11 protein-coding genes are annotated in these 12,397 nt (G+C 72.9%); 8 read left to right on the top strand and 3 right to left on the bottom strand.

The window, feature by feature from the left end:
• Nucleotide 1 precedes the first annotated feature (1 nt).
• Both BJP59_RS09545 and BJP59_RS09550 read left to right on the top strand, forming a co-directional pair.
• On the top strand, nt 2-1,348 hold the full coding sequence (locus BJP59_RS09545; protein WP_194522822.1) for a sensor histidine kinase: 1,347 nt from the start codon (nt 2-4) through the stop codon (nt 1,346-1,348).
• Nucleotides 1,333-1,965, top strand: a complete 633-nt coding sequence (locus BJP59_RS09550; RefSeq protein WP_336244623.1) for a response regulator transcription factor — start codon at nt 1,333-1,335, stop codon at nt 1,963-1,965. Before BJP59_RS09545 ends, BJP59_RS09550 begins: the two co-directional genes overlap by 16 nt.
• 6 nt (nt 1,966-1,971) lie before the next feature.
• Here BJP59_RS09550 and BJP59_RS09555 read toward each other — a convergent pair whose 3' ends face one another.
• On the bottom strand, nt 1,972-3,570 hold the full coding sequence (locus tag BJP59_RS09555) for an ABC-F family ATP-binding cassette domain-containing protein (protein WP_021481119.1): 1,599 nt from the start codon (nt 3,568-3,570) through the stop codon (nt 1,972-1,974).
• Nucleotides 3,571-3,818: 248 nt separating this feature from the next.
• On the opposite strand from BJP59_RS09555, the gene BJP59_RS09560 reads away from it, so the two are divergent.
• The 3 genes from BJP59_RS09560 to ypfJ are packed head-to-tail and all read left to right on the top strand — an operon-like array spanning nt 3,819 to nt 5,666.
• On the top strand, nt 3,819-4,187 hold the full coding sequence (locus BJP59_RS09560) for a hypothetical protein (protein ID WP_021481118.1): 369 nt from the start codon (nt 3,819-3,821) through the stop codon (nt 4,185-4,187).
• A 5-nt stretch (nt 4,188-4,192) separates the two neighbouring features.
• Nucleotides 4,193-4,726, top strand: coding sequence for a hypothetical protein (locus BJP59_RS09565; RefSeq protein WP_144683509.1), 534 nt, complete (start codon nt 4,193-4,195; stop codon nt 4,724-4,726).
• 34 nt (nt 4,727-4,760) lie between these two features.
• Nucleotides 4,761-5,666 carry a KPN_02809 family neutral zinc metallopeptidase gene (gene ypfJ / locus BJP59_RS09570; RefSeq protein ID WP_194522823.1) on the top strand — a complete coding sequence of 302 codons (906 nt, stop codon included), beginning with the start codon at nt 4,761-4,763 and terminating at the stop codon, nt 5,664-5,666.
• A 19-nt stretch (nt 5,667-5,685) separates the two neighbouring features.
• Here ypfJ and BJP59_RS09575 read toward each other — a convergent pair whose 3' ends face one another.
• A complete protein-coding gene (locus tag BJP59_RS09575) occupies nt 5,686-6,819 on the bottom strand; it encodes a GNAT family N-acetyltransferase (protein ID WP_194522824.1) in 1,134 nt (377 codons plus the stop codon).
• A 121-nt stretch (nt 6,820-6,940) separates the two neighbouring features.
• Here BJP59_RS09575 and metH point away from each other — a divergent pair, with 121 nt between their 5' ends.
• Nucleotides 6,941-10,534 carry a methionine synthase gene (metH, locus tag BJP59_RS09580; RefSeq protein WP_194522825.1) on the top strand — a complete coding sequence of 1,198 codons (3,594 nt, stop codon included), beginning with the start codon at nt 6,941-6,943 and terminating at the stop codon, nt 10,532-10,534.
• Between the two features lie 47 nt (nt 10,535-10,581).
• Here metH and BJP59_RS09585 read toward each other — a convergent pair whose 3' ends face one another.
• Entirely contained in the window at nt 10,582-11,250 is a 669-nt protein-coding gene (locus BJP59_RS09585) for a hypothetical protein (protein WP_194522826.1), read from the bottom strand.
• A gap of 384 nt (nt 11,251-11,634) precedes the next feature.
• Between BJP59_RS09585 and BJP59_RS09590 the strand changes: the two genes are divergently transcribed.
• Entirely contained in the window at nt 11,635-12,111 is a 477-nt protein-coding gene (locus BJP59_RS09590; RefSeq protein ID WP_194522827.1) for a DUF2975 domain-containing protein, read from the top strand.
• Nucleotides 12,112-12,348: a helix-turn-helix domain-containing protein gene (locus BJP59_RS09595; RefSeq protein WP_194522828.1), complete on the top strand. Its 237-nt coding sequence runs from the start codon at nt 12,112-12,114 to the stop codon at nt 12,346-12,348.
• Nucleotides 12,349-12,397: the final 49 nt, after the last annotated feature.

A 12,397-nucleotide genomic window follows, 5' to 3' on the forward strand; every position in this document is an offset into this window, starting at 1 on the left:
GATGATGCGGGAACTCGCGGCGGGGCCGGACCCGAGCCTCGACATGCTCCCGCCGCGCGCCACGGACGAGACGGGGGCAGCCCACCGCTCCCGGCTGGCGTGGAGGGAGGAGCAGCTGCGGGTCTGGGACCTGCTGCAGCTGTTCGCGCCGTGGCTGCTGCTGACCGTCTCGACGGTCGCCTACCTCGCCCAGGCGCTGCCGCCCTCGGGGGTCGACTTCTGGCCGGAAGGCGCGTCGACGCTCGGGCTGATCGTCGCCACGGCGCTGTGGGTGCTGTTCGGGCAGACGCTGCCGCTGCGGAGAAGGGCGCTGCGACCGGTGCCGGCGGGCCTCTACCTCGTCGGGCTGCTGGCGCTGTGCGTCGCCCTCATGGCGATCTCCGACGTCTTCCTCGTGCTCACCGTCGCCGGCTTCTTCCAGGCCTACCTGCTCCGGCCGTGGCAGGTCGGCGTGCTCGGGGTGCTCGCGACCTCCGTGGCCCTCAACGGGGCGGCGATGGACGTGTGGGCCGGCCCGAGCACGGACGTGCTCGCGGAGTTCCTCGTGATCGTCACCGTCCAGACCGCGGCGATCGGCGCCGGCATCCTCCTCACGGCGCGGAGCGAGCCGGAGGAGCGCAGGCGGGAGGAGCTCGTCGACCGGCTCGAGGCGGCCCTGCACGAGAACGCCGGGCTCCACGCGCAGCTCGTCGTCCAGGCTCGCGAGTCGGGGGCGCAGGACGAGCGGCAGCGGCTGGCCGGCGAGATCCACGACACCCTCGCGCAGGGCCTCGCCGGGATCATCACGCAGCTCCAGCTCGCGGAGCGCTCCGCGAGTGCCCGGGGCGAGCCGGACGAGCACGTCACGCGGGCGCTCCGTCTCGCACGGAGCAGCCTGACGGAAGCGCGACGCTCCGTCCGGGCGCTCGCGCCGCAGGAGCTCGGGCAGGCGCACCTGCCCGACGCGCTGCGCACCCTGGCCGAGCGCTGGTCGCGCGACCAGGGGGTCGGCACCCAGGTCGAGATCACCGGCACGCGGGAGCCGTTGAGCCCGGCGATCGAGGTGTCGCTCTTCCGGGTCGCGCAGGAGTCGCTCACCAACGTGGCGAAGCACGCCGACGCGTCGCGCGTCGGTGTCACGCTGTCGTACACGGGCACCGAGGTGCTGCTCGACGTGCGGGACGACGGACGCGGCTTCGCCGACGGGGCCGGCACCGGTTTCGGGCTCACGAGCATGCGCCAGCGCATCCGCGGGGTCGGGGGCCAGGTGGTGGTGCAGAGCACGCCGGGCGAGGGCACCTCCGTCAGCGCACGCGTCCCGGCGATCGCCCTCGGGGGCGTGAGCGAGAGGGGGTGGACGGACCGATGATCCGGCTCGTCGTCGTCGACGACCACCCGGTCGTGCGGGGCGGTCTGCGCGACACCTTCGCCGGGGCGGAGGACGTCGTCGTGGTCGGAGAGGCCGGGGACGGCGCCGAGGGCGTCGAGCGCGCGCGAGCACTGGCGGCGGACGTCGTGCTGATGGACCTGCGCATGCCCGGGATGGACGGGGTCGCCGCCACGGCCGCCCTGCGCGCGCAGGTCCCCGACGCCCGGGTGCTGGTCCTGACGACCTTCGACGGCGAGAGCGACGTCCTCCCCGCGATCGAGGCGGGGGCGATCGGCTACCTCCTCAAGGACGCGCTGCCGGACGACCTGCTCCGCGCCGTGCACGCGGCCGCCCGCGGAGAGCCGGTGCTCGCGCCGTCCGTGACCCACCACCTCATGGGTCAGGTGCGCCGCCCCGGTGCCGGCACGCTCACCGACCGAGAGAGGCAGGTGCTGCAGCTCGTCGCGAACGGCAGCTCGAACCGGGAGGCCGCGGCGACGCTGTTCATCGGTGAGGCGAGCATCAAGACCCACCTCCAGCACATCTACGACAAGCTCGGCGTGCGGGACCGCGCCGCCGCGGTGGCCGAGGGCTACCGCCGCCGCCTCCTGACCTGACGCCTGTCAGGCCAGCGAGACGAGCTCCGCGTACTCGTCGCTCCAGAGGTCCTCGTCGCCGTCGGGCAGCAGGAGGACGCGCTCGGGCTCGAGCGCCTCGACCGCGCCGTCGTCGTGCGTGACCATGACGACCGCGCCCTCGTACGTCTTGAGCGCCCCGAGGATCTCGGCGCGCGACGCGGGGTCGAGGTTGTTCGTCGGCTCGTCGAGCAGCAGCACGTTCGCCGCAGAGACGACGAGCGTCGCGAGCGCCAGACGCGTCTTCTCCCCGCCGGACAGCACGTTCGTCGGCTTGTCCGCGTCGTCGCCCGAGAACAGGAACGACCCGAGCACCGAGCGCACCTGCGTGTCCGTGAGGTCGGGCGCCGCGTGGCGCAGGTTCTCGACGACGGTCGCGTCCATGTCGAGCGTGTCGTGCTCCTGGGCGTAGTAGCCGATCTTCAGGCCGTGACCCGGGTGCACCTCGCCCGTGTCCGGCTGCTCGACGCCGCCGAGGATGCGCAGGAGCGTCGTCTTGCCGGCGCCGTTGAGGCCGAGCACGACGACGCGGCTGCCGCGGTCGATCGCGAGGTCGACGCCCGCGAAGACCTCCTGCGAGCCGTAGGCCTTGGACAGCCCGCTCGCGGTGAGCGGCGTGCGGCCGCACGGCGCGGGCTTCGGGAAGCGCAGCTTCGCGACCTTGTCGCTCTGGCGCTCGCCCTCGATGCCCGCGAGCATCTTCTCGGCGCGGCGCATCATCTGCTGCGCGGCCACGGCCTTGGTGGCCTTGGCGCGCATCTTCTCGCCCTGCGCGAGGAGCGCGCCCGCCTTCTTCTCGGCGTTCTGCCGCTCGCGACGACGACGGCGCTCGTCGGACTCGCGCTGCGCGAGGTAGGCGTCCCAGCCGAGGTTGTACTGGTCGAGCTCGCCGCGGTTGGCGTCCAGGTGGAACACCTTGTTCACCGTCGCGCGCAGCAGCTCGACGTCGTGCGAGATCACGACGAAGCCGCCGCTGTACGACTTGAGGTAGTCGCGCAGCCAGACGATCGAGTCGGCGTCGAGGTGGTTCGTCGGCTCGTCGAGGAGCAGCGTCTCGACGCCGGAGAAGAGGATGCGCGCGAGCTCGATGCGGCGGCGCTGCCCGCCGGACAGCGTGCTCAGCGGCTGGCCGAGCACGCGGTCGTCGAGACCGAGGTTGCTCGTGATGCGGTGCGCCTCGCTCTCGGCCGCGTAGCCTCCGGCCGCGAGGAACCTCGCCTCGAGCTTGGGGTAGCGCTCCATCGCGGCCTCGTGCGTCTCCGCGTCCGCGCTCGCCATCGCGCCCTCGGTCTCGCGCATCTGGCGCACGATCCTGTCGAGGTTGCGCGCCGAGAGGACCCGGTCGAGCGCGATGACCTCGAGGTCGCCCGTGCGCGGGTCCTGGGGCAGGTAGCCGATGTCGTTGCCGCGCGTGATCTTGCCCGCCGTGGGCTGGGTCTCGCCCGCGAGGGTCTTGGTCAGGGTCGTCTTGCCGGCGCCGTTGCGACCGACGAGGCCGATCCGGTCGCCCGCGGCGATCTGGAACGTCGCCTCGTGCAGCAGGACGCGGGCGCCGACGCGCAGCTCGACGCCGTGGGCGGTGATCACGTGCAGGTCCTCTCCGAAGGGTGACCCCGGTGGATCCAGCCTGGTGGGGCGATCCGATCGACGGGGCCCGACGATTCTACGGGCCGCGGGCCCGCGCCCGCGCGGCCTTTCTCTCGACTTCCTCCCGGACCGTCCCACGGTCGTCCCACGCACAGGGAACAGAACGGGACAATCAGCCCATCGTGCTAGCCTCCGGACGTCCCGGACCGTCGAGGAGATGGCGGGGGGACCCGAGCAAGGAGAGCACGTTGAGCAACGCCGAAGCAGCACTGAGCAAGGTCCTCGAGCTGGACGGGGCGATCGCGATCGCGGTCGTCGACTACAGCAGCGGCCTGGCCCTGGTCCAGAAGCAGGCCGCCCCGTTCGACCTCGAGCTCGCCGCGGCGGCGAACACCGAGGTCATCCGCGCGAAGCTCCGGGCGATCGAGCAGCTCGGGCTCGAGGACGGCATCGAGGACATCCTCATCACGCTCGGCCGCCAGTACCACCTCATCCGCCTGTCGCAGCGCGAGAGCCTGCGGGGCACCTTCTCCTACCTCGTGCTCGAGCGCGGACGGGCGAACCTCGCGCTCGCGCGCCGCGGCCTGGCCCAGCTCGACGAGTCGCTGTCGCTCTGACGCCCGTGGTCGCGGACGCCCTCGACCAGCGCGGGCGGGTCGCCCCCCGCAGCGTGGTGGACGTGCTGCGGGGCATCGACGACGCCCTCGACCACGAGGCGCACGTGCTCGCGCTCGGTCCCGGCGGCCGGGTCCTCGGCAGCGCCGGGCCCTCCCCCGGCCCGGTCGTCGAGGTGGCGCGGGCCGTCGCCGCGGCCCTCACCCAGGGCCCGGCCGTCCCGGGCAGCTCGGCACGCTGCATCCTCAACACCGCCGAGGCGTGCGTCTTCGTCTACCTGCTCGGGCAGGACCTGTCGGTCATCCTCGTGGGCCCGACGGACTGGAACATCGCCCTCACGGGCCGTCGCGTCGAGCGGTTCCTCGTCGACTTCGTCGACACCTACCTGGCCGAGACCGTCGCCGAGGCACCCGGTGACGACCCCGGGACGCTGCCGCGTCGCGAGCCGCCGGCGCCTGTCGTCGGGCCCGCCGAGCGGCACGAGCACCGCGGCGACCACGACCTGCTCGCGCGGGTGCTGCGCGCGCTGGTCCGCTTCTGAGGCCTGCGACCGCGCCCGGGGGTAGCGTTCCCCTGTGACATTCCAGGAAGGCGGATCGTTCGAGGGCGGACGCGTCCGCAAGGGTGGCGGCCGCGGGCGCGGCCCGATGATCGCGGGCGGCGGGATCGGCGCGGTGCTCGTCGCGCTGCTCATCGCGTTCGTCGGCAACCAGACGGGCGTCGACCTCAGCGCGCTGACCGGCGGCGACGGGTCGGACTCCGGCGCGTACGGCGACGGCCAGCAGGAGTACATCGACACGTGCACCGCCGAGCAGGCGAACACGACGCGCGAGTGCCGGCTCAACGGCACCGTCCAGTCGCTCGACGCCTACTGGACCGAGGCCCTCCCCCAGCAGGCCGGCGTCGAGTACGCGCTGCCCGAGGTCGTGAGCTTCACCGGGCAGGTCTCGACGGGGTGCGGCGCGGCGACGAGCGCCGTCGGTCCGTTCTACTGCCCGCCCGACCAGACGGTGTACATCGACCTCGGCTTCTACGACGACCTGACGAACCGCTTCGGCGCGAACGACGGCGGCCTCGCGGAGATGTACGTCGTCGCGCACGAGTTCGGGCACCACATCGAGCAGCTGACCGGCGCCATGGACGCGGCGGACCGGCAGGGCACGGGCCCGGAGTCCGACTCCGTGCGCATCGAGCTCATGGCCGACTGCCTCGCCGGCATGTGGGCGGGCCATGCCGCGACCACCGTCGACCCGGACACCGGCGTGACGTTCCTCGCACCGATCACCGAGCAGGAGCTGGACGACGCGCTGTCCGCGGCGTCCGCCGTCGGCGACGACCGCATCCAGGAGGCCGCGACCGGCCAGGTGAACCCCGAGGGCTGGACCCACGGGTCGAGCGAGCAGCGCCAGCGCTGGTTCACGACCGGCTACGAGGGCGGCACCCTCCAGGACTGCGACGCGCTCTCCGCCTCGTCGCTGTGACCGCTCCCGCCGAGGACGCTCAGAGCTCGATCGAGTACATGCGCGAGCCGGTGACCTTCTCGTAGCCGAGGCTCGCGTACAGGCCGTGCGCACCGGACGGGTTCTCCGTGTCGACGTCGAGCGCGGCGTACTGCATGCCGTCCGCCGCGAACGCGCGCATCGCGGCCGCGAGCGCCGCGACGGCGACGCGGCGCCCCCGGTACGCGCGCCGGACACCGAGGAGCTCGGTGTACCCGAAGGTGTACCCCCGGACGGGGAAGTCCTCGTCGTACCGGCCCGCCATCTCGTAGCCGACGACGAGCGGCTCGCCGGCGCGCAGCGCGGCGGCGGTCTCGGGGTCGGTGGTCGGGTCGGCGAGGAGCGCGTCGGCGTCGGGCGCGTCGTCGACCACGAGGAACGACCACTGGGGTGCGAACTCGCTGCGCCCGTGCGTCCACGCCTCGGCGGTGCGGGGCTCGCTCCCCCAGTGGTCGCGGAAGGCGTCGTTGTGCGCGAGGCGCGTCGCCTCGTCGAGCTCGGCGGACCACGGGACGACGCGCAGGGAACCGTCGAGCGGGACGTCGGGCACGGGGGCCGCGAGGTCGCGACGCAGGTCGGAGTAGAAGCGGCGGGCGACGAACCCGAACCGCGCGTAGAGCCGCGCCTTCTCGGGCGGGTCGGTGTCCTCCCCGAAGACGGCGAGCCGCGCGGGCAGCTCCTTGCCGCTCGCGGCGAGCACCTGCCGGGCGCGTGCCACCTGCCAGGCGAGCACCTCGCGTCCGATCCCGCGCCCCCGGTGGGTCGGGTGGACGCCGCCGCCGAGGAACGCCCGCACGGTGCGCTCGTCCCCCGGGTTGGTGTCGACCATCCCGTAGGCGCGCAGCGTCCCGTCGGTGTCGACGCCGACGATCGAGTCGGCCGCGACGTCGCGCCACGGCGCGGTGAAGATCTCCTCGATCTCCGCGAGCGTCTCGCGGTACGGCTCGTCGTCCGCCTCCGCGATGTCGTTGCGCAGCGTGAGCAGGGCCGGCGCGTCGGCGGGCGTGGCCGGGCGCCACGTGAGCCCGCCCGCGGTCACCGGCGGCAGGGTCGAGGGGGCGGCGGCGCGCTCGGCGATCGGGGCGAGCGTCGAGGGCGCCGCCTCGGCGCGGTCGGTCGTCGAGGGAGAGGACATGGCGACCACGGTAGGGGGGCCCGCGCCGTCGGGCACGTGCTTTTCCCAGGGCGTCCGCGCGACGCGTCGGCCCGCTGAGACGGCTCCCCGTGCCGTGCCGCACGCGATCTACGCTGCGAGCATGCCGACCGTCGCTCCTCAGGACCTCGCCGACGCCCGCTCCCGGGCCCTCGCGGAGGCGCTGCGCACGCGCGTCGTCGTCGCGGACGGCGCGATGGGCACGATGATCCAGGAGCAGGACCCGACGCTCGAGGACTACCAGGGGCTCGAGGGCTGCAACGAGATCCTCAACGTCTCGCGACCCGACATCATCGCCGCGGTGCACGACGCGTACCTCGAGGTCGGGGTGGACGCGATCGAGACGAACACGTTCGGCGCCAACTGGTCCAACCTGTCGGACTACGACATCGACGACCGGATCCGCGAGCTCGCCGCCGCCGGGGCGCGGATCGCGCGCGAGCGCGCGGACGCCCACGCGACCGCCGACCACCCGCGCTGGGTGCTCGGTTCGATGGGTCCCGGGACCAAGCTGCCGAGCCTCGGGCACACGACGTACGCGCACCTGCGCGACACGTTCGCCGAGCAGGCCGCGGGTCTGCTGGAGGGCGGGGTCGACGCGATCCTCGTCGAGACGAGCCAGGACCTGCTCCAGGCGAAGGCCGCGGTGACGGGGTCGCGGAACGCGATGCGCGACGTCGGGCGCGAGGTGCCCGTGATCGTCCAGGTGACGGTCGAGACCACGGGCACGATGCTCATGGGCTCCGAGATCGGGGCCGCGCTGACCACGCTCCAAGCGCTCGGCGTCGACGCGATCGGTCTCAACTGCGCGACCGGCCCGGCCGAGATGAGCGAGCACCTGCGGCACCTGTCGCGGCACGCGGAGATCCCCGTGACGTGCATGCCCAACGCGGGGCTGCCCGTGCTCGGCCCGAACGGGGCGACGTACCCGCTGACGCCGGACGAGCTCGCGGCGGCGCACACCCAGTTCGTCACCGAGTTCGGCCTGGGCCTCGTGGGCGGCTGCTGCGGCACGACGCCCGACCACCTGCGGCGCGTCGTCGAGGCGGTGCGCGCGCGGCCGGTCGTCGAGCGCCACCCGGAGCGCGAGAACGGCGTCGCGAGCCTGTACTCGCACACGGACCTGCACCAGGACGCGTCGTTCCTCGCCATCGGCGAGCGCACGAACGCGAACGGGTCGAAGGCGTTCCGCGAGGCGATGCTCGCGGAGAACTGGGACGAGTGCGTCGAGATCGCGCGGGCGCAGACGCGCGACGGCGCGCACCTGCTCGACGTGTGCATCGACTACGTGGGGCGCGACGGCGTCGCGGACGTGCAGCAGGTCGTCTCCCGCCTCGCGAGCGCCTCGACGCTTCCGCTCGTCATCGACTCGACCGAGCCCGAGGTCATCGCGGCGGGCCTCGAGCTCGTGGGCGGGCGCGCCGTCGTGAACTCGGTGAACTTCGAGGACGGCGACGGGCCGACCTCGCGGTTCGCGCGGATCATGCCCCACGTCGTCGAGCACGGGGCGGCCGTCGTCGCGCTGACGATCGACGAGGAGGGCCAGGCGCGGACCGCGTCGGGCAAGGTGGAGATCGCCACGCGGCTCGTCGAGACGCTCACGCGTGACTGGGGCCTGCGGGTCGACGACATCATCGTCGACGCCCTGACCTTCCCCATCGCCACCGGCCAGGAGGAGACGCGTCGCGACGCGATCGAGACCATCGAGGCGATCCGCGAGATCACGCGCCGCTATCCCGGCATCCACACGACGCTCGGGGTGTCGAACGTGTCCTTCGGCCTCAACCCCGCCGCGCGCACCGTGCTCAACTCGGTCTTTCTCCACGAGGCGGTCGAAGCGGGGCTGGACTCCGCGATCGTGCACGCCGCGAAGATCCTGCCGCTCGCGCAGATCCCCGCCGAGCAGCGCGAGGCCGCGCTCGACCTCGTGTGGGACCGGCGGCGGTACGACGACGAGGGGAACCTCGTGCACGACCCGCTCGCCCGGCTGCTCGAGCTGTTCGACGGCGTGGACTCGGCGGCGCTCAAGGACCAGCGCGCGGCGGAGCTCGCGGCGCTGCCCGTCGGCGAGCGGCTGGAGCGGCGGATCGTCGACGGCGCGCGCAAGGGTCTCGAGGAGGACCTCGACGCGGCGATGGCGTCCGGGATCAAGGCACTCGAGATCGTCAACGACCACCTGCTCGAGGGCATGAAGGTCGTGGGCGACCTGTTCGGCCGCGGCGAGATGCAGCTCCCGTTCGTGCTGCAGTCCGCCGAGGTCATGAAGACCGCGGTCGCCTACCTCGAGCCGCACATGGAGAAGATCGAGGGCTCGAGCGGGTCCAAGGGCACGATCGTGCTCGCGACCGTGCGCGGCGACGTGCACGACATCGGCAAGAACCTCGTCGACATCATCCTCACCAACAACGGCTACACGGTCGTGAACATCGGTATCAAGCAGCCGATCTCCGCGATGATCGAGGCCGCCGAGGAGCACGACGCCGACGTCATCGGCATGTCCGGGCTGCTCGTGAAGTCCACCGTCGTGATGAAGGAGAACCTCGCGGAGCTCACGTCGCGCGGGCTCGCCGGCCGCTGGCCGGTCCTGCTCGGTGGCGCGGCGCTCACGCGCACCTACGTCGAGGACGACCTCGCGGGCCAGTTCCCGGGCGTCGTCCGGTACGCGCGCGACGCGTTCGAGGGCCTGCGTCTCATGGAGCCGCTCGTGCGCGTCGCGCGCGGCGAGTCGCCCGACGCCGTCGGGCTGCCCGCGCTGAAGAAGCGCCGGCACGCCGTGGTCACCCTGACCGAGACGCCCGTCGAGGACCTGCCCGCGCGGTCCGACGTCGCGGCCGACAACCCGGTGCCCGCTCCCCCGTTCTGGGGCACGCGCCTCGTCAAGGGCGTCCAGCTCGCCGAGTACGCGGCGTTCCTCGACGAGCGCGCGACGTTCATGGGCCAGTGGGGGCTCAAGCCCGGCCGAGGCGACGACGGTGCGTCGTACGAAGAGCTCGTCGAGACCGAGGGCCGACCGCGCCTCAACGCCTGGTACGAGCGGATCCGCACCGAGGGGGTCCTCGACCCGTCGGTCGTGTACGGGTACTTCCCGGTGTGGTCGGAGGGCGACGACGTGGTCGTCGCGCACCACGGCGCCGGGCTGGCCGGGATCGGCGCGCCCGACGGCGGTTCGGGCGGCGAGCCGGGGACCGAGCGGCTGCGCTTCACCTTCCCGCGCCAGCGCCGCGACCGGCACCTGTGCCTCGCCGACTTCGTCAAGCCGAGGTCGTGGGTCGAGGAGACGGGCCGGTACGACGTGCTGCCCGTCCAGCTCGTCACCATGGGCGCGAGCGTGGACCAGCACACCGCGAAGCTCTTCGCGGGGAACCACTACCGCGAGTACATGGAGCTGCACGGCCTGTCGGTCCAGCTCACCGAGGCGCTCGCCGAGATGTGGCACTCGCGCGTGCGCGCCGAGCTCGGGTTCGCCGACGAGGACCCCACCGAGGTCGAGGGCATGTTCAAGCTCGAGTACCGCGGCGCCCGCTTCTCGCTCGGCTACCCGGCGTGCCCGGACATGGAGGACCGCACGAAGGTCGTCGAGCTCCTGCGGCCCGAGCGCGTGGGTGTCGAGCTCTCCGCGGAGCTCCAGCTCCACCCCGAGCAGTCGACCGATTGCTTCGTGTTCCATCACCCCGAGGCCAAGTACTTCAGCGTCTGACCATCGCCAGCCGCGGGGCGTCCTGCCGGGGCGAGCGGGGAGCAGCGTCAGGACCACGTCCACGTGCCCGTGACCTGCTCGATGAGCTCGTCGCCGTTGTCGTAGGGGGTGACGATCGCGATCACGAAGAACTGGACCTCGTCCGTGCCCGACGCGAACCGCTCGGGTGCGAAGGCGGTGATGAAGGCCTTCGTCCGCGTCTCCTCGAAGCTCCCCTCGACCCGGGTGATGTTCGCCGGAACGCCGTCGAGGGTGGTCGCCTCGTACAGTCTGAGGATGCTGCCGTTCTCCGCGAAGTACGAGTCCGCGAGGAGGTCGACCGCTCCCCCGAGATCGGTCCCGACCCCCCACGCCTCGGACGTCGCGACCCGCACCGGTTGGACCGAGACCTGCCCGTAGACCGCCCCGACACCCGTGGGCACCACCACCCCGTCGACGACCTCGCCCCAGAGCTCGAGGGCACCGTGGCAGTGTTCCTCCTGGTCCGAGGAGACGTTGTTCACGAACGCCTCCGGGCCCTCGTAGGACCAGCAGGGCGTCCGCACCGGCTGGCCCGAGACGATCGCGTACTCGGCCCCGGAGGGGGTCGCCGGCTCCCCCTCGCTCTGGGGCGTCACCGCCGCCGTAGGGGTGGCGCCGTCGTCGGTCTCGACGAAGGGCAGCGCGCAGCCGGGGACGACCGTGAGGACGACGGCGACCCCGAGCCCGGAGAGCACGCGACCGACGGTGGCTCTCCGACGCGTGGCGAGGCGAGCACGGGAACGGTGCCCCGTGCGAGGGACCGCGGTCGTTCGCTCGTGCTGGCTCGTGCGCTCGTGCTGGTCGCGCATGACGATCCTCCTGGTCGTGGGCTCCTGGACCGGACGCTAGACGCCACGACGGCGAGGGCCCCGGTTATCCACAGGCCAGGATCCGCAAGATCTCGGGACGCCACGCTGTGGCTCGGCTCATCGACCGTTTCGCGGACGAGAGAGCATCCGCGGCCGACGCCGCCGGCGGACGGGTACAGCGGATACCGCCCGGCCGCGCGCTCCCCCCTTCGCGCCACGGGTCGTGCCTCGGTCGTTGACAGAGCCGTCGCATCTATCGACAATCGATAGATGAGACCTGCCCTCGTCGCGTGCACACGAGCACTCCTGGTCCTCGTGGCCCTCGGCACCGCGCTGTCGATGTTCCTCGCCCCCCTCCTCGCGGCCGAGGTCGGGGCCCAGTACCCGGAGGTCCGCGGCCTCGTGGTCCCGTACTCCGTGCTGGCCGTGCTGGCGTTGCTCGCGGTCGAGGTCGCCCTCGTGGTGGTGTGGCACCTGCTCGGCCTCGCCGCCCGTGACGAGGTGTTCGACCCGCGCGCGCTGCGCTCGGTCACCGTGGTGATCGGGTGCGTGGTCACGGTCGCTACCCTCGCCGCGACGGTGTTCGGTCACCTGACCTTCGGGGCGCAGCTCGGCGGGCCGCTCGTGCTCCTCGGCCTCCTCGGCTCGCTCGTGGGCGGGGGCGCGCTGGCCCTGCTCGTCGTGGTGCTGCGCGCGCTGCTCCGCGCCGCGACCGCCGACCGCCGCGAGCTGGCCGCGGTGATCTAGGTGCCGATCGTCATCGACCTCGACGTCCTCCTGGCGCGGAGGCAGATGTCCGTCGGCGACTTCGCCGCCGCGGTCGGCATCACGCCGGCGAACGTCGCCGTCCTGAAGAACGGGCGTGCGAAGGCCGTGCGCTTCTCGACGCTGGACGCCGTCTGCCGCGTCCTCGGGTGCCAGCCCGGAGACGTCCTGCGGTGGGTCCCGGACGAGCCCGACGACGCGGGACCGCCCGACACCTGACCCGTCCGGCCGCCGCGTCGATGAGTTCGGCGACCGGACGACGTCTTAC

This window comes from Cellulosimicrobium sp. JZ28 (genome assembly GCF_015327065.1).
GTDB classification, from domain to species: Bacteria; Actinomycetota; Actinomycetes; order Actinomycetales; family Cellulomonadaceae; genus Cellulosimicrobium; species Cellulosimicrobium funkei.

What these genes read in the sequence shown, in the direction of transcription:
- BJP59_RS09545 (WP_194522822.1), top strand. Translation starts at nt 2, where the DNA reads ATGATGCGGGAACTCGCGGCGGGGCCGGACCCGAGCCTCGACATGCTC.
- BJP59_RS09575 (WP_194522824.1), bottom strand. Translation starts at nt 6,819, where the DNA reads ATGTCCTCTCCCTCGACGACCGACCGCGCCGAGGCGGCGCCCTCGACG.
- metH (WP_194522825.1), top strand. Translation starts at nt 6,941, where the DNA reads ATGCCGACCGTCGCTCCTCAGGACCTCGCCGACGCCCGCTCCCGGGCC.
- BJP59_RS09590 (WP_194522827.1), top strand. Translation starts at nt 11,635, where the DNA reads ATGAGACCTGCCCTCGTCGCGTGCACACGAGCACTCCTGGTCCTCGTG.